Below are 16,743 nucleotides of genomic sequence, written 5' to 3'. Positions count from 1 at the left end.
TTTCAATGAACCAGATACGCCGCGTCGCCATCGTCGGAGGCAATCGCATTCCGTTCGCCCGCTCCAACGGCGCCTACGCCACGGCCAACAATCAGGAGATGCTCACTGCCGCACTGGAGGGCTTGATCGAGCGCTTCAACCTGCACGGCTTGCGCATGGGGGAAGTGGTGGCCGGGGCGGTTCTCAAGCACTCACGGGATTTCAACCTGACCCGCGAATGTGTGCTGGGCTCGCGACTGTCTCCGCAAACACCCGCGTACGACATTCAGCAGGCCTGCGGCACGGGGCTGGAAGCAGCGCTGCTGGTCGCCAACAAGATCGCGCTGGGACAGATCGAGTGCGGCATCGCGGGCGGCGTGGACACAGCATCCGATGCGCCGATCGGGGTGAACGAAGACTTGCGACGCATCCTGTTGCAGGTCAACCGCGCCAAGAGCACGGGCGACAAACTCAAGGTGCTGACCCAACTGAGGCCGCACAACCTCAAGCCCGAACTGCCCCGTAACGGCGAGCCGCGCACCGGGCTGTCGATGGGGCAGCACTGCGAGCTGATGGCGCAGACCTGGCAGATTCCCCGGGAGGCCCAGGATCAACTGGCGCTGGAGAGCCATCAGAAAATGGCGGCTGCCTATGCATCGGGTTGGCAGGATGACCTGCTGACACCGTTTCGAAACCTGACCCGGGACAACAATCTGCGCGCCGACGCCAGCCTTGAAAAAATGGCATCGCTCAAACCGGCCTACGAGCGCAGCCCTCGTGGCACGTTGACGGCTGGTAACTCAACACCGCTCACCGATGGCGCGTCGGTGGTGTTGCTGGCCAGTGAGGAATGGGCCAAAGAACGCGGCCTGCCGGTGTTGGCCTATTGGCGGGATGGTGAGGCGGCAGCGGTGGATTTCGTGCGGGGCGAAGAGGGCTTGTTGATGGCGCCGGTGTACGCCGTGCCCCGCTTGCTGGCCCGCAATGGTTTGACGTTGCAGGATTTTGATTACTACGAAATCCACGAAGCGTTCGCGGCGCAGGTGCTGTGCACGCTCAAGGCCTGGGAAGACCCGGAATACTGCAAAAACCGTCTGGACCTCGATGCGCCGTTGGGCTCCATCGACCGTAGCAAGCTCAACGTGAAAGGCAGCTCGCTGGCAGCAGGACACCCCTTCGCCGCGACCGGCGGGCGCATCGTTGCCAACCTCGCGAAACTGCTCAGCGTGGCGGGGCAAGGGCGAGGTCTGATCTCGATTTGTGCAGCGGGCGGGCAGGGCGTAACGGCGATCCTCGAGCGGTGATTCACGGCACCAAAGCGCTGACTGTGGGCGCGAATTCATTCGCGAATAATCGATCGGCCAACTCGGATGCATTGACCGTTCCGCCATTTCGCGACTGAATTCGCTCTCACAGACGTGGCGCCTGAATCGAGAGGCTTTACACTGCCCGCTTCACGTCAGAAGGCGCGCCCATGCCGAGCAAAGGACATTCACCCTCTCGCAGCCCCGACACGCTGCGGCAGATCCCCGCCCTGACCGATCTGCCTCGGCCCGTTTATGCCCGCGCCGAGAGCCTGAGTGCGGGTTCATGGACGCCGACACATCGCCACGATTGGGTGCAGTTTTCCTACGCCATCAGCGGCGTTCTCGGCGTTCACACCGAGCAGGGCAGTTTTTTCGCGCCTCCGCAGTGGGGTGTTTGGATTCCGGCGGGATTGGGCCATGAAGTAGTCACCTCGACCCGCGCTGAAATGCGTAGCCTCTACGTTCGCACTCAGGATTCCCTATGGGCGACGGATCGCTGTCGGGTGCTGGAAGTGACGCCTTTGGCCCGTGAGCTGATCAAAGCCTTCTGCCTGTTTCCCCCGGATTACCCCGAACGCGACAGCCACGAGTCCCGGCTGGTGCAGGTGCTGCTCGACCAACTGGCGCAGTTGCCCGAGGTCGGCTTTTCCCTGCCCTTGCCCCGTCATCCTCGCTTGCTGGCGCTGTGCAATGAACTGGTCGAAGACCCCAGCCAGAACATCACACTGACCGATTGGGCCGCGCGCCTGAACATGTCGGAAAAGACCCTGATGCGCCTGTTCCAGCGCGAGACCGGTTTGAGTTTCAGAGGGTGGCGACAACGAGCGCGGTTGCTTGCCTCGCTCAATGCATTGGAAGAGGGCGACAGCGTGACCAGCACCGCCCTCAATTGCGGGTATGACTCAACGTCGGCGTTCATCGCGGCGTTCAAGGGCCTGTTTGGCTTCACCCCCGGAGATCTTTTCAAACAGTGAGCTGCGTTGTGACAAGGCATCCATGACCTGTTTATCGCATCATTGGATTTCACGCTGCCCCCCATGTGCTCCCGTATACCCGGCATGAAAGCTGCTTGCCATGATTCAGGGAACGTATGGTTGGCAATTGAATCCATGACTCAATCCACATGCCCCTACTCGCTGGCAGAGGATTGCCGTATAACGAGCAACAATCGCGTGTTTGGCAACGAAGGACCCACAATAAAAGCTGATGAAGACTCCAAAACGCATTGAACCCCTGATCGAAGACGGTCTGGTAGACGAGGTGCTGCGCCCGCTGATGAGCGGTAAAGAGGCAGCTGTTTATGTGGTGCGCTGCGGCAAAGAATTGCGCTGCGCGAAGGTTTACAAGGAGGCGAACAAACGCAGTTTCCGTCAGGCGGCGGAATATCAGGAAGGCCGCAAGGTCCGCAACAGCCGGGATGCCCGGGCGATGGCCAAGGGCTCCAAGTTCGGGCGCAAGGAAACCGAGGACGCCTGGCAGAACGCCGAAGTGGCGGCGCTGTTTCGTCTGGCTGGCGCGGGCGTCAGAGTGCCCAAGCCGTACGACTTCCTCGATGGCGTGTTGCTGATGGAGATGGTCTCGGACGAATACGGCGATGCGGCGCCGCGTCTGAACGACGTCACCCTCGAACCCGATCAGGCCCGCGAGTATCACGCGTTCCTGATCCAACAGATCGTGCTGATGTTGTGTACCGGTCTGGTGCACGGTGACCTCTCCGAGTTCAACGTGCTGCTGTCACCGGACGGCCCGGTCATCATCGACTTGCCCCAGGCGGTGGATGCGGCGGGCAATAACCATGCGTTCAGCATGCTCGAACGCGACGTGGGCAACATGGCTTCGTACTTCGGACGCTTCGCACCGGAGCTGAAGAAAACCCGATTCGCCAAAGAGATGTGGGCCTACTATCAGGCGGGCACTTTGTCGCCAGCGACTGTGCTGACCGGCGAGTTCGACGACCCGGACGAAGAGGCTGACGTTGGCAGTGTGCTGCGCGAAATCGAAGCGGCGCAGCGTGATGAAGCGCGACGTCAAGCGGCGAGAGCTGCCGATGATGCACCGCCGAACAAAGCCGAAGAACCGCCTCCGCCTTGGATGCAATAACGCGTTGAATTAAAGACCCGACCTCAAGTCGGGTTTTTGCTGATTGATACTCAGGAGGGCGCAGGCTATTCAGGTGTTCGGCTCTTCCTCGCGTGATAAATTAATTTTTGATCATTGATAGATATTAATTCCGGCTTCTATGAGCCAGGGACCCATGTGATCGAGTTTATCCATTGACCTATGGCGCACTGATTGTTCAACTCTTTGACGAACGTTGTAAAAGAAGTGATCGGTGTGTTGCCATCGTACCTAACGGTGTATGTTCCTTTTTGGAGGTATAAGGAAACGACATGTACCTGACCCACCTGCCCCTCCTTCTCATAAAAAACTGCCCGCGAATCGGAACCTGTGCTCGAACACCCACCGTCGATTCGTACAACAAAGTGAACGCTTCTGCTTGGCTTGGGGAGCACGAATTCGGCTAGATTTCCTTGAGCTACGTAGCATGTGTTTTTATGAATGTGAAGAAATTTTCCTTTAGCCCGTACGAGTAATTGGGTCTCGGGAGAAGTCCAGGTTTCTTCTCGAGCTAAGTCGACGGTTGTTTGAACATTGAAATTCTCAGTAACCGGCCCGGCTTCTCTCGTGAAGGAAAAAACTCCTGACTCCACGGCGCCGGCCTTGGCAACAATCGTATGATTCGAAGCTGCTAGATTTTCTATTGCCGTTGTCCAGTGACCATCTTCATTCACAGGCACTGTTCGAGGTTGTCCGTCTACCACAAGTTCGACGGTCCTTGGGGTTGCCTGGCTCGTGCGTTTGAGTTCACTCATCGTACTCACCTATTCATCAATTTGATTTAGTGGTGCAATCGTTACATTGCCATACCAGACTCAACCATCAGCAGTGCATTGTGTACTGTCACAATTGACAGCGCTATTACCTAATGATGATAGATAGGCGGCTCAACGTGATGATTTGTAAGTGATTAGTTTCTCTAGGTTCGTTTCGCTTTATGCGTTATCGCGAATTAATTTGAAGGCCCCGTTGAAACCTCACATACACACCCGCCCTATTCAAGATACTTAAGAATCGGACAGTCGAATCGGTCATCGCCGTGGCAGTGTCGCTGAATCTGTCTCTCCTTCGTCACGATGTCGTGCTTTGGGTGCAGTGGGGCTGCATTAATTGAATATTTCGCTGGCCTCGGAGTGGGGTGCGCTATCCATACATAAGTTTCGAAGTTAAAAAAATATTGGTTATTTCGAATGCTTCTAAATGAATTCGCTTGCGGGGTGGAAAAGATTCAAAGCTTTTTCTATAAATTAATGAGTGTGCTGTTGTGGGCGCACTGCTGAAATTATCCGGCCTCTACATTTTTGGAAGTGTGGGATGCAAGCCAATCATAAAGGGAAGATATGATGAATCGTTCAGATAAAAGATTGCAGTACATCGAAGATTACCATCCGCTGGCATCTGGCGAAACGAACGGCTTTGAGGATTGGAAACCGCTTTATCGCACCTCCCCGGGGAGTGCTACCATGCCTACAAGTGGGCTTGTGGTAGATTTTTCCGGATCGTTCGGAGCAAATTCTTACGTTAATACCCGATATGCGAATGATCTAGGCTACTTTCTAAATATTGTCGACTTTAAAAAAGTTGACCTTAAAGTCGGGCGCACTGTTTCGCACATTAATATGCGAATTTTGAATGTTTTGATTGATCCTCCAGCGAAATTCGTTGTGAAAGCCTATGAAGGTTCAACGGTCGTACACTCGAAACAGTTCGAAGGGCAAGGAGAGGATAATATCCAAGAGTTCACCTACTCCGGGCAGGTGACGAGTCTCTCTCTGATTGTTGAAGGTGACCCAAGTGTTTTCCAAGTATTAGTAGGGGGCATTACATGGACGCCGTGATGCCTTTCATCGGTAAGTGTCAGGTCAACTGATCTGCCGCTTGCGGTCTTATGGCGAAGAGGTGCGTTAGTCAAACCTCTGCCCTGACCCGCAACACCCGCCCGATTCCAGATCCTTGAGAATCGGGCAGTCCGGCCGGTCATCGCCCTGACAGTGCTCCACTAGATCCTGCAGCGTATCGCGCAAGCCCGCCAACTCGGCGATCTTCTGGTTCAGCTCCGCGATGTGCTGCCGCGTAGGGTTTTGATGTCCGTGCCGGCCCTGCTCTATCCACCGATAGATTTCGAAGTTAGAACAATATTGGTTATTTCGAATGATTCTGAATGACTTCACCTGCGGGGTAGAAAAGTTCCAAATCTTCTTCTATACAGTTATGAGTGTGCTGTTGTGGGCGCACTGCTGAAATTATCCGACCCCTGTATTATTGATAGTTTGAGGCGCAGGTGGATTCATGCGAGGAGTGGTTAATGGTCGATTCACTTTCAATACAGCCCGCGTTCAACGCTGCTGAAGAACCACCCGTTGAGATATTTGATGATGGCAAATCATTAGGGCTCGTCAGGGTCAACAATGGTGCTTGGTCGTTTACTGTTCCGCCGTCTCTTAGTGTAGGTGTTCACACACTGACAGCTAAAACCGGCTCTGTGATCTCAGGCGCATGGCAGGTCATGGTGCGAGAGTGGGAGCGGAATGAGGAGACATGGACTGAAGAGTTTTTTAGTCTCCAAGAGGGGACTCATCGGATGTCTGCAAGTGGGCTTGTGGTAGATTGGTCGGAGCCGATCGCGTCTCCGATGATTCACAGCAGGTTCACGAATGCTTATGGATACATTCTCATAATTAAAGGTTTCAGAAAAGTGGAGTTTAAATTCGAACGCACTGTTTCGCACATTAATATGCGAATTTTGGATGTTTTGATTGATCCTCCAGCGAAGTTCGTTGTGAAAGCCTATGAAGGTTCAACGGTCGTGCACTCGAAACAGTTTGAAGGGGAAGGAGATGAGGGTATCCAAGAGTTCGCCTACCCCGGGCAGGTGACGAGTCTCTCCCTTGTTGTTGAAGATAATACAAGTACTTATGAAGTACTTGTAGGGGGCATTACCTGGATGCAATGACGCCTTTCATCGGCGAGTATCCGGTCTATTGACCTGCCACTTGCGTCTTGTGGTGAAGAGGTGCGTTAGTCAAACCTTTGCCCTGACCCGCAACACCCGCCCGATTCCAGATCCTTGAGAATTGGGCAGTCCGGCCGGTTATCGCCCTGACAGTGCTCCACCAGATCCTGCAGCGTATCGCGCAAGCCCGCCAACTCGGCGATCTTCTGGTTCAACTCGGCGATGTGCTGCCGCGCGACGGCTTTGACATCCGCGCTGGCGCGGCCCCGGTCCTGCCACAGTGTCAGCAGTTTGCCGACCTCTTCCAGCGAAAACCCCAGATCCCGCGAGCGTTTGATGAAGGCCAGGGTGTGCAAGTCGTCCTTGCCGTACAACCGATAGCCGCTGTCGGTGCGGTGGGCGGCCTGGAGCAGGCCGATGGATTCGTAGTAGCGAATCATCTTGGCGCTGAGGCCGCTGCTCTTGGCGGCTTGGCCGATGTTCATGATGCGTCTCCTTCAACGTCGGGGTTCCAGGTTTTCAACAGCAGGGCGTTGCTTACGACGCTGACGCTGGACAGCGCCATGGCGGCCCCCGCCAGCACGGGATTGAGCAGGCCGAACGCGGCCAGTGGAATACCGATGAGGTTGTAAACGAAAGCCCAGAACAGGTTTTGCCGGATCTTCGCGTAGGTCCTGCGACTGATGTCGAGTGCAGCAGGGATCAACCGAGGATCGCCGCGCATCAAGGTGATGCCCGACGCGTGCATGGCGACATCGGTGCCGCCGCCCATGGCGATGCCGATATCTGCGGCGGCGAGGGCCGGGGCGTCGTTGATGCCGTCGCCGACCATGGCCACGACGCCGGTCTTTTTGAGTTCGATCACGGTGGCGGCTTTGTCCGCAGGCAGCACTTCGGCGTGCACATCCGAGATGCCCAGAGCGTCGGCCACCACTTTGGCGCTGCCTCGATTGTCGCCCGTCAACAAATGGCTGCTGATGTTTCGTTCACTCAACGCCTTAACGGCGTGCGCGGCGCCCGGTTTGAGGGTGTCACCGAAAGCGAACAGGCCAAGCACCCGGCGTTGCGGGCTCAGTTCGATGAGCCAGGACAATGTTCGACCCTCCGCTTCCCAGGCTTGCGCGGTTTCGGCGAGGGCGTCGGGCGTGAGATCGCTTTCGTCCAGCAGACGCCGATTGCCCAGCGCCAGCTCACGACCTTGCAAGGTACCCGCGATGCCGCGCCCGGCGAGGGAACGGCTCTGGGTGATGTCTTCCAGAACCAGGCCCTGTTCGCGTGCGGCGTCCAGGACGGCGTTGGCCAGCGGATGCTCACTACCTTGCTGGAGCGCACCGGCCTGTTGCAGCAATGCGCTCACGTCGCCATCAACGGCGATCATGTGGGCAATGCGCGGTGTGCCGGAGGTTAGCGTTCCGGTCTTGTCGAACACGACGGTAGTGACTTCGTGGGCGCGTTCCAGCGCTTCGGCGTCCTTGATCAGAATGCCGAAGCGCGCCGCGACGCCGGTTCCGGCCATGATCGCAGTGGGGGTCGCGAGGCCCAGCGCACAGGGGCAAGCGATGACCAGCACCGCGACGGCATTGATCAGTGCCGTTTCAGCCGAAGCACCGTTCAGCAGCCAGCCAATCAGGGTCCCAAACGCCAAGAGTAGGACGACAGGCACGAACACCTGGCTCACTTTGTCGACCAGCTTTTGAATGGGCGCTTTGGCGGACTGCGCGTCTTCCACCAGTCGAATGATGCGTGCAAGAACGGTTTCGGCCCCCAGCGCCTGAGTGCTGACCAGCAGGCGGCCTTCGCCATTGATCGCGCCGCCTGTGACCCTGTCGCCGGGCTGTTTGGCGACCGGCAGGCTTTCACCGCTGATCAGCGCTTCGTCTGCATGGCTTTGACCCTCGACGACTTCACCGTCTACCGGAAAACGCTCGCCGGGTTTGACGCGCACAAGATCGCCTACTTTCAATGCGCTGATCGCCACCTCGGCTTCTTGCCCGTCGACGACCCGAATCGCCCGTTCGGGTCGCATGGCTTCCAGTGCCCGAATCGCGCTGGAGGTCTGTCGCTTGGCGCTGCTCTCCAAATATTTGCCCAGCAACACTAAGGCGATGACCACGGCTGAGGCTTCGAAATACAGGTGCGGCATGGCCCCTGTTGGCGTGATGAGCCATTGATAAACGCTCAGCCCGTAACCTGCGCTGGTGCCGAGTGCGACCAGCAGGTCCATGTTCCCCGCCATCGCCCGCACGGCCTTGAACGCTGCGACGTAGAAGCGCGCGCCAAGGAAGAATTGCACAGGTGTGGCCAGCAGAAGCTGGACCCAGGCGGGGAGCATCCAATGCACGCCAAATGGCTGCAGCAGCATCGGAAGCACCAGCGGCAGAGCGAGCACGATGGCCAGAATCAGGTGCCAACGTTCGCTGTCATGACGTTTCAGCTGCTCGGCTTCCTGAACACCAGGATTCTGCTCAAGGCTGGCGCCGTAACCGGCTTTATCCACCGCCGCGATCAGGTTCGCAGGGTCGATCTTGTCGAGGACTTCGACGTGGGCGCGTTCGTTGGCGAGGTTGACGGTGGCGTTCTTCACGCCAGGGACTTTGCGCAGCGCCCGCTCGACACGTCCCGCGCAACTGGCGCAGGTCATGCCGGTGATGGGCAGGTCGAACGTATCGGGAATGGACATCCTGAGGACTCCTTGAAGGCAATTGCCGACAAGGATCAACCTTGCCACGTGGGCAAGGTCAAGTCTCGATTTTTGAGCGAAGGAGGGTGTGCTTTTTCAGGCTTAGTAATTCAACTCGGCGCGCTTGAGGTACATGCCGTTCGGCCCCGACGCGATACGGTACTTCAGAACGTCGCCAGCGTTGATGTGCAGGGCGGTGTTGTTCTGCGCTTCAATGCCGGGTGAGCAACCGGGCATCTGGCCGGGCAGCACACGCAGGCGCACAGAGATGTTACCGGCGGGCAGGTTGAACGAGCGGGACTCTTCCTGGAACAGGCGGCCGACGAGTTGATCCTGCATATAAATGCCAATTTCACAGGACGTGGCGACTTCCAGCCGTTCGCGGGAAATGATGAGCACGCCATAATCTTCGTCCGCCTGAGCCCAGGATGCGGAGGCCAGCAGACCGATAAAACCTGCGATGCGAAAGGCAGACCCGCCCATGGCCGATTCTCCTGATGTACGTTGATGAAACACTTTGGCTCAGAGCACGACCGAATACCAGCCCGGCAGATTCAATCAAAACTTGACCTTGCCCCGATGGGAAGGTCGAACATGCCGACATTCAGCGGGTTTCACTCAATCGAGGAGTCACGACATGCAAACCTTCAACGTTCAAGGTATGACCTGCGGCCACTGCGTGCGCGCCGTCACCAACGCGATCAAAGGCGAAGACCCGAGTGCCGACGTGCAGATCGACCTGGCCAAAGGTGAGATGGTCGTGCAAAGCCAACTGCCGGCCGATCAGATCATCGGGTTGATTGTGGAGGAGGGGTATACCGCGAAGGTGGCGTGAGTGCGCGGCCAGTCTGCTCTTGCTTCTGCCGAAGGCGTAAGAGCTGCCGGGGTGGGGCTCTACCTTGCCTGCGATCCATTGCGCAGTGATAGCAAACCCGGCACGCGTGGCGGGTCAGGTAGATCGCGTTGTCAGGTTCTACTGCTGCTTCGCAGCAGATCGTAGGCAAGCCAACTCCCACGGCCTTCGGCCAGAATCAAGAGCCCGAATCGCGTCGCCCGCCCGCCTGTCTGCTTGCTTTTGCTTTTGCTTTTGCTTTTGCTTCTGCAAGGCGTGGGAGCTGGCTTGCCTGCGATCTGGCGCGAAGCGGCAGCAAAACCGGGCGACCGAGGCGTGTCAGACACACTGCGATAGCAATGGGTAAGGCCTCTCGCCTCAATAGTGATACCACTTTAACTCCAGCATCACCTCATTCACCGGCGACGTCAGCTCGCTGAACTCGCGTTGGGCGCTCAACCGCAAGCCCAGGTTTCGCGACAATTCCCACTGTTGGTTCAGACTGATCGTGCGTCGCACTTCGCCGTTGGTGAAGTAATCGCCCTTGCCCTCAAGACTCAAATTGCCCAGCGGATTGCGCCACAGTACCCCGCTGTCAAAGCCCGCAGCAGGCGAAACGAGCGCGTCGAAATCATTGTTGTGCTCGATGCGCACCGTGCCCAGCGCAAAGCCCAGCACGTCATCCCCCAGCTTCCATGTCCCGCCCGCGCCACCGTTCACGTGGCTCACCAGATTTTCGTCGCCATGCTTACCCAACACGCGCTCCAGACCGCCTGCGACCTGCCACGACCAAGGCTGCAAGAGTTCGTTGCGTGGCGTCAGTGAGCGGATGGTCGCAAGGTCCAGTTGCTGCACCTGCCACTTGTTGTTCTCGTACTGGCGCAGCTTTAACTGAAGAATCTCGATCTGCGCGCCGAGCGGGAAGCCGTAAGCGTTGTCGTTCAGGTCGTGATAAGCCATGCGCAACCCATATTCCGCGAAGGCCTTATCGTCACGCGTGCCTGCGCCCAACTGCCAGGTGCGCGATTCGTGGCCGTCTTCAGGCAAACCCGGACGCTCGATATCAAGCGCAGGCGGCGGGTTGGTGCTGATCGCCCGCAGCAGGTCGTAGCTGCGTTGCGACCTTGCAGCGTCACGCTCCTCACCATTGGCGCGGTAACGCTCCAATCGATAGGCTGCGTCCTGAATCAACGCCCGGCGTTCTTTCGGCACCGCAAGGTATTCCGGCGTCTGCATTTGCTTCTGGTCGGCGCTCACCTTCAGCACCCACTGTTTCTCATCGTGATTCAACGGTTCGGCGCGGCTCAGCAGTTCGCGTTCCTTGGAGGGGCGATAGTCGATTTTCTCGACCAAACCGGCTTCTTTAACAGCCCGCACAGTGTCGGTGGGAATGGCCGTGAGCTGAAATTGCGGTGTCAGGTTCAGGCTCGGGCGCGCGACCTGCAACAGCTCCAGCAGCCGGTACGAACAGTTTTCGTCGAAGAAGAAATAGCCGAAGCGAATCTGCTTGAGTTCCCACACGTGCTCGACCATGCGCCGCGTTTCTTCCGGCGTCAGGTTCAGGCGGTATTCCCACAGGTCGCGGTTTTCGAGACTACGGTACTCGGAGAGTTTTTCCTGATACGGCACGAGCGCGAACAGGCCGGGGTAGCCGCCCATCAGGCCTTTCCAGGCGTAGAGAATGCTGTTGTCGGAGCCTTCGATGTAGGCGCCGAAGTTGATCGCATAGCTGAGCAACGCCGTTTTGTTTGCCTGCACATTGGCCTGGTCGATACGCAGCAGCGTGTGGCCGAACATCGACGACGGGCTATTGAGGTATGCGGCGGGGAAGATCATGACCGTGCTGTCCGGCGCCACATCGGAGAACCACTTGTTGAATTCTTTGCAGTCCACGGCGGGCAGGTCAGTGAGCTTCAGCTCGTCCCGCAGAAAACGCGTGCGCGAGGGATAGACGCATTGCGGGTGCAGGTCTTCCTTGCCTTGCACGACCGGGCGATAGATCGCTTCGAGGGTCGCGGCCAGCTCGGCTTTAGGGTCATGGGCACCATGGGTGGCCAGGAAGAATTTGGGGTCATCGACATAACTGCGCCAGCCACCCAGCTTGCCGGATTCATAGTGGCCGATCGCGATCCAGAACCGGGAATCGGCCAGTTGCTGCAAACGTTCGTTATCGACGTGAGGCGCGGCGGACAGCGGGGCGCAGACACAGAGCACCAGCCAGGCAAGGCGTTTGAGCATAGAGTGGCAACTAATCAAAAAGAGGCGGAAGGCATTAAAAGCCTGCCTCCCGACAGGGAGGCAGGTGGCACGACTTTAGGCTTGGGTTGCGTATTTGGCCAGAGTCGGATCGTTTTTCAGGACGTCGATGGTGTTGGTGTGCACGTCTTCAGCGGTGGCGTCTGCCTTGTTGAAGATTTGGGTGTAGTGCTCGTGGGTGACGGCGGCGAAATGCGCACGGTCTTCCGGTGCAACGCCCAGCACGACCGCGTAGGTGGTCAGTGCTTCGCCTTGGCCCATCGCCATGTCTTTGGAGAGCTCGTCCATCATGCCGTTCATGGCAAACCAGGATTTGCCGCCGTACGTCAGCGCGCTGTTGGTGGAGCAGCCGTTGGTGCCCGAGGTCATGCCGAAGGTGGCGTTACCGGAGGTGCCGTTGGTGGTGGAAGCCAGGAAGTGGGCCGGGGTGCCGCGTTGACCTTCGAACAGCATGTTGCCCCAGCCGCAATCTGGGCCACCCGGGGCTTGAGCCATGGCGTTCAGGGATGCAGCGGCGAGGAGAGTACCAAGAAGAATCCGTTTCATAGCGTTAGTCTCTGTTGTTTCAACCAAGGGTCGGAGTCCTGACCGATACGGGCGTCAGGTCGGGCCGGCTATTCGATTTGTTACCGACCGCGCAGCTTGGAGTTTAGGCACGATATGAACGTTCCGTGGTTTATTGCAGTTTGTTGTCTGTAGCCCCCGGCCTTTGGGGCTTGTAGGTCGCTTCCTCAACAAGAAAACGATTGCGCGAGTTCTTGCCTTGCCAGTCTGGTGCGGCGAGCGCCAGAATGCCCCCATCTGCCCCGCCTGATGTAAGGATGTCCGATGCCCGATTCTGTAGCTGCCAGCCTGCGACTTGCGCCCGAGGCGCTGACCCGCCCCTTTTCCGCTGAACAGTTCAGCTTCACGACAACCAACGATCTGGAACCCTTTCGCGGCGTACTCGGCCAGGAGCGAGCAGTCGAGGCCTTGCAATTCGGGGTCGCCATGCCGCGCCCCGGCTACAACGTATTCGTCATGGGTGAGCCCGGCACCGGCCGCTTCTCGTTCGTCAAGCGCTACCTCAAGGCCGAGGGCAAGCGCATGCAGACCCCGTCGGACTGGGTCTACGTCAACAACTTCGATGAACCGCGCGAGCCTCGCGCCGTGGAACTGCCACCGGGCAGCGCCAGTTCGTTCATCGCCGACATAAACGGACTGATCGACAACCTGCTGTCGACTTTTCCTGCAGTCTTTGAGCACCCGTCTTACCAGCAAAAGAAAAGCGCCATCGACCGTGCCTTCAATCAGCGCTACGACAAGGCACTGGACGTGATCGAGCGCTTGGCGCTGGAGAAGGACATCGCGCTGTATCGCGACAGCACCAACATCGCCTTCACGCCCATGCTGGAAGGCAAGGCGTTGGACGAGGCCGAGTTTTCACAATTGCCGGAAGCCGAGCGCGAGCGTTTTCACACCGATATTTCGGCGCTGGAAGAACGTTTGAATGAAGAGCTCGCCAGCCTGCCGCAGTGGAAGCGCGAGTCCAACAACCAGATGCGTCAGCTAAATGAAGAGACGATCATTCTGGCCCTGCAACCGCTGCTGGCGCCGCTCTCGGAGCAGTACGCCGAGAATGCCGCCGTTTGCGCGTACCTGCAGGCTGTGCAGGTCAACCTGCTGAAAACGGTGGTCGAGCAACTGGTCGACGACAGCAAGACCGACGCTCAGGCGCGCAAGCTGCTGGAAGAGCAATACTGCCCGAGCCTGGTGGTCGGTCATTCAGCCAGCGGCGGGGCGCCTGTGGTGTTCGAGCCGCACCCGACCTACGACAACCTGTTCGGGCGTATCGAATACAGCACCGACCAAGGCGCGCTGTACACCACGTATCGCCAACTGCGTCCGGGGGCTTTTCACCGGGCCAACGGCGGTTTCCTGATTCTCGAAGCCGAGAAAATGCTCAGCGAGCCGTTCGTGTGGGACGCCCTCAAACGCTCGCTGCAATCGCGCAAGCTCAAGATGGAATCGCCGCTGGGCGAGCTGGGCCGTATCGCGACCGTGACCCTGACGCCGCAGACCATTCCATTGCAGGTCAAAGTCATCATCATTGGCGCCCGCTCACTGTATTACACGCTGCAAGACCTCGATCCGGACTTCCAGGAGATGTTCCGGGTGCTGGTGGATTTCGACGAAGACATCCCGATGGTCGACGAGAGTCTGGAGCAGTTCGCGCAGTTGCTGAAAACGCGCACCTCGGAAGAGGGTATGGCGCCGTTGACCGCCGATGCCGTCGCCCGTCTGGCGACCTACAGCGCTCGGCTGGCGGAGCATCAGGGGCGTTTGTCGGCGCGTATCGGTGATCTGTTTCAGTTGGTCAGCGAGGCGGATTTCATTCGCAGCCTGGCCAACGACGAGCGCACGGATGCGGGCCATATCGAGCGCGCACTCAAGGCCAAAGCCACACGCACCGGTCGCGTCTCGGCACGGATTCTCGACGACATGCTTGCCGGGATCATCCTGATCGACACCACAGGCGCAGCGGTCGGCAAATGCAACGGGTTGACCGTACTGGAAGTCGGCGACTCGGCCTTCGGTGTGCCAGCGCGTATTTCCGCGACGGTCTATCCGGGCGGCAGCGGCATCGTCGACATCGAGCGTGAGGTCAACCTCGGTCAGCCGATTCACTCCAAGGGTGTGATGATTCTCACCGGGTATCTGGGCAGCCGTTATGCGCAGGAATTCCCGCTGGCGATTTCCGCGAGCATCGCCCTCGAACAGTCCTACGGTTACGTGGATGGCGACAGCGCTTCGCTGGGCGAGGTCTGCACGCTGATCTCGGCGTTGTCGAAAACGCCGCTCAAGCAATGTTTCGCGATTACCGGCTCCATCAACCAATTCGGTGAAGTGCAGGCCGTGGGCGGCGTCAACGAGAAGATCGAAGGCTTTTTCCGACTCTGTGAAGCCCGGGGTCTGACAGGCGATCAAGGCGCAATCATCCCGCAGGCCAACGTCGCCACGCTGATGCTCGACGAGCGTGTGCTGCAAGCCGTGCGTGCGGGGCAGTTCCATGTCTATGCCGTGCGTCAGGTGGACGAGGCGCTGAGCCTGCTTGTCGGAGAAGAGGTGGGCGAGGCGGATGAAGAGGGGCAGTTCCCGGAAAATTCGGTCAATGGCCGGGTGGTGGATCGTCTGCGCGATATCGCAGATATGCTCAGCGAAGAAGACCTGAAAGAGCTCGAAAAAGAGGCGCCACAATTACAACCCGAACTGAAAAGTTGACGGTTTGACGTCAATGAAACAGGGCGTTTGATGGCAAAATGACCATTCGGCGCCCTTTTTGTTTTTACGCTTTTCCTGTGGGGTATTTCTTCGATATTGTCGTGTTGCAGCAGTTGTCAAAGGGACTGACGCGTTTCCTTCGCTGTTCCAAGGGAATGAATACTGCAATCAATGAGGAGCTCGCCATGCCGCGCAGCCTCTGTCTTACTCGCCAATGTCTGGGTCTTGAGACCCGTATCGAATGTGTGGTTCGCCCTCTGTCCGGCGATAACGGTATGTGGACTTTGCTGTTCGCCGCCGGGATGTCCGGAGAACAACCTTCCGCGTTAAAGGCTCAGGGTCCGTTTCATGGCCCGGTCGCCGCCGAGTCCGTATTGGACGCGATTGCCGAAAGCCTGACCCTTCATGGTTATCAGACCGCGGAAGAAATACCGATCTGGAGTCTTCATCTGCAGGGTGAGTTACGACGGATCAACGGTGACACTGCTCACGGTCAGCGAACCTCTCCGGTTAACTGACACGCTCCGACACATCGACGAACGCCCCGTGGTAGGCCTGATCATCAGGGTTGTAGCGTGGAGTTCGCCGATGGCTACTGGCGCACAGTCACTCCAGTTAATTGTTTCATTTCTTGTCCTCAACGCTTGTGTCGACAAACCTTGACCCTATACTCGCGGGCTTTCAATTACCTGTGAGCTTCAATGGAACGGTTTATCGAAAATGCCATGTACGCGTCGCGCTGGTTGTTGGCGCCGATCTACTTTGGCCTGTCTCTGGGACTTTTGGCGCTGGCGCTCAAGTTCTTTCAGGAAATCTTTCACGTTATCCCCAATGTGTTTTCCCTGGCGGAGTCCGACCTGATTCTGGTGCTGCTGTCGCTGATCGACATGGCGCTGGTGGGCGGTCTGCTGGTCATGGTGATGATCTCGGGTTACGAGAACTTCGTGTCCCAGCTCGACATCGACGAAGACAAGGAAAAGCTCAACTGGCTCGGCAAAATGGACTCGTCTTCCCTGAAGATGAAAGTCGCCGCGTCCATCGTCGCGATCTCTTCCATTCATCTGCTGCGGGTTTTCATGGACGCCAAAAACATCGAAACCCAATACCTGATGTGGTACGTGATCATTCACATGACCTTCGTGGTATCGGCGTTTGCGATGGGCTATCTGGACAAGCTGACCAAGCATTGATGGTCGGATAGCTTATTACGCCCTAGCAGCACCGCATGCCGGCGGTGGGGCTGAGTGAATCCTTGTAGGAGCCGGCTTGCTGGCGAAGACGGTGGGGCAGTGGCGAACGAGCCGTCTGATACGACGCCTTCGCCAGCAAGCTGGCTCCTACAGTGGGTGTGGGCGCT

14 protein-coding genes and 1 pseudogene are annotated in these 16,743 nt (G+C 57.9%); 9 read left to right on the top strand and 6 right to left on the bottom strand.

The window, feature by feature from the left end:
- Positions 1-5 precede the first annotated feature (5 nt).
- The 4 genes from AAEO81_RS27205 to AAEO81_RS27190 all read left to right on the top strand — a co-directional run bounded on the left by AAEO81_RS27205 (position 6) and on the right by AAEO81_RS27190 (position 5,242).
- Positions 6-1,283: an acetyl-CoA C-acetyltransferase gene (locus AAEO81_RS27205; RefSeq protein ID WP_341960126.1), complete on the top strand. Its 1,278-nt coding sequence runs from the start codon at positions 6-8 to the stop codon at positions 1,281-1,283.
- Positions 1,284-1,453: 170 nt separating this feature from the next.
- Complete coding sequence (locus AAEO81_RS27200; RefSeq protein ID WP_341960124.1) at positions 1,454-2,260, top strand: helix-turn-helix transcriptional regulator; 807 nt, start codon at positions 1,454-1,456, stop codon at positions 2,258-2,260.
- Between the two features lie 232 nt (positions 2,261-2,492).
- Entirely contained in the window at positions 2,493-3,386 is an 894-nt protein-coding gene (locus tag AAEO81_RS27195; protein ID WP_341960123.1) for a PA4780 family RIO1-like protein kinase, read from the top strand.
- Between the two features lie 1,361 nt (positions 3,387-4,747).
- Positions 4,748-5,242 carry a hypothetical protein gene (locus tag AAEO81_RS27190; RefSeq protein WP_341960121.1) on the top strand — a complete coding sequence of 165 codons (495 nt, stop codon included), beginning with the start codon at positions 4,748-4,750 and terminating at the stop codon, positions 5,240-5,242.
- Between the two features lie 66 nt (positions 5,243-5,308).
- Here AAEO81_RS27190 and AAEO81_RS27185 read toward each other — a convergent pair.
- A pseudogene (locus tag AAEO81_RS27185) lies at positions 5,309-5,505 on the bottom strand (MerR family DNA-binding protein); the annotation flags it as partial.
- A 204-nt stretch (positions 5,506-5,709) separates the two neighbouring features.
- Between AAEO81_RS27185 and AAEO81_RS27180 the strand changes: the two are divergent.
- Positions 5,710-6,357, top strand: a complete 648-nt coding sequence (locus AAEO81_RS27180; protein WP_341960119.1) for a hypothetical protein — start codon at positions 5,710-5,712, stop codon at positions 6,355-6,357.
- Between the two features lie 65 nt (positions 6,358-6,422).
- Here AAEO81_RS27180 and cueR read toward each other — a convergent pair whose 3' ends face one another.
- The 3 genes from cueR to AAEO81_RS27165 all read right to left on the bottom strand — a co-directional run bounded on the left by cueR (position 6,423) and on the right by AAEO81_RS27165 (position 9,520).
- Positions 6,423-6,842, bottom strand: a complete 420-nt coding sequence (gene cueR / locus AAEO81_RS27175; RefSeq protein ID WP_341960117.1) for a Cu(I)-responsive transcriptional regulator — start codon at positions 6,840-6,842, stop codon at positions 6,423-6,425.
- Positions 6,839-9,037 carry a heavy metal translocating P-type ATPase gene (locus AAEO81_RS27170; RefSeq protein WP_341960114.1) on the bottom strand — a complete coding sequence of 733 codons (2,199 nt, stop codon included), beginning with the start codon at positions 9,035-9,037 and terminating at the stop codon, positions 6,839-6,841. The genes cueR and AAEO81_RS27170 overlap by 4 nt, the downstream gene beginning before the upstream one ends.
- A gap of 102 nt (positions 9,038-9,139) precedes the next feature.
- A complete protein-coding gene (locus AAEO81_RS27165) occupies positions 9,140-9,520 on the bottom strand; it encodes a hypothetical protein (RefSeq protein ID WP_341960113.1) in 381 nt (126 codons plus the stop codon).
- 154 nt (positions 9,521-9,674) lie between these two features.
- Between AAEO81_RS27165 and AAEO81_RS27160 the strand changes: the two genes are divergently transcribed.
- On the top strand, positions 9,675-9,872 hold the full coding sequence (locus AAEO81_RS27160; RefSeq protein WP_341960111.1) for a heavy-metal-associated domain-containing protein: 198 nt from the start codon (positions 9,675-9,677) through the stop codon (positions 9,870-9,872).
- Positions 9,873-10,247: 375 nt separating this feature from the next.
- Here AAEO81_RS27160 and AAEO81_RS27155 read toward each other — a convergent pair whose 3' ends face one another.
- Positions 10,248-12,107: a DUF4105 domain-containing protein gene (locus AAEO81_RS27155; RefSeq protein WP_341960109.1), complete on the bottom strand. Its 1,860-nt coding sequence runs from the start codon at positions 12,105-12,107 to the stop codon at positions 10,248-10,250.
- Positions 12,108-12,182: 75 nt separating this feature from the next.
- Positions 12,183-12,671: a DUF3015 domain-containing protein gene (locus AAEO81_RS27150; RefSeq protein WP_166598365.1), complete on the bottom strand. Its 489-nt coding sequence runs from the start codon at positions 12,669-12,671 to the stop codon at positions 12,183-12,185.
- Positions 12,672-12,953: 282 nt separating this feature from the next.
- Here AAEO81_RS27150 and AAEO81_RS27145 point away from each other — a divergent pair, with 282 nt between their 5' ends.
- The 3 genes from AAEO81_RS27145 to AAEO81_RS27135 all read left to right on the top strand — a co-directional run bounded on the left by AAEO81_RS27145 (position 12,954) and on the right by AAEO81_RS27135 (position 16,576).
- Positions 12,954-15,386 (top strand): AAA family ATPase, encoded by a 2,433-nt coding sequence (locus tag AAEO81_RS27145; RefSeq protein ID WP_341960107.1) that lies wholly within the window; start codon positions 12,954-12,956, stop codon positions 15,384-15,386.
- A 185-nt stretch (positions 15,387-15,571) separates the two neighbouring features.
- On the top strand, positions 15,572-15,904 hold the full coding sequence (locus AAEO81_RS27140) for a hypothetical protein (protein ID WP_166598388.1): 333 nt from the start codon (positions 15,572-15,574) through the stop codon (positions 15,902-15,904).
- Positions 15,905-16,087: 183 nt separating this feature from the next.
- The gene (locus tag AAEO81_RS27135; protein WP_166598367.1) at positions 16,088-16,576 is read left to right on the top strand and encodes a TIGR00645 family protein; all 489 of its coding nucleotides are present in this window, start codon (positions 16,088-16,090) and stop codon (positions 16,574-16,576) included.
- Positions 16,577-16,743: the final 167 nt, after the last annotated feature.

The organism is Pseudomonas sp. RC10, assembly GCF_038397775.1.
GTDB classification, from domain to species: Bacteria; Pseudomonadota; Gammaproteobacteria; order Pseudomonadales; family Pseudomonadaceae; genus Aquipseudomonas; species Aquipseudomonas bambusae.
The sequence above is the reverse complement of the archived record's forward strand: the minus strand, read 5'-3'. Positions and strand labels throughout refer to the sequence as shown.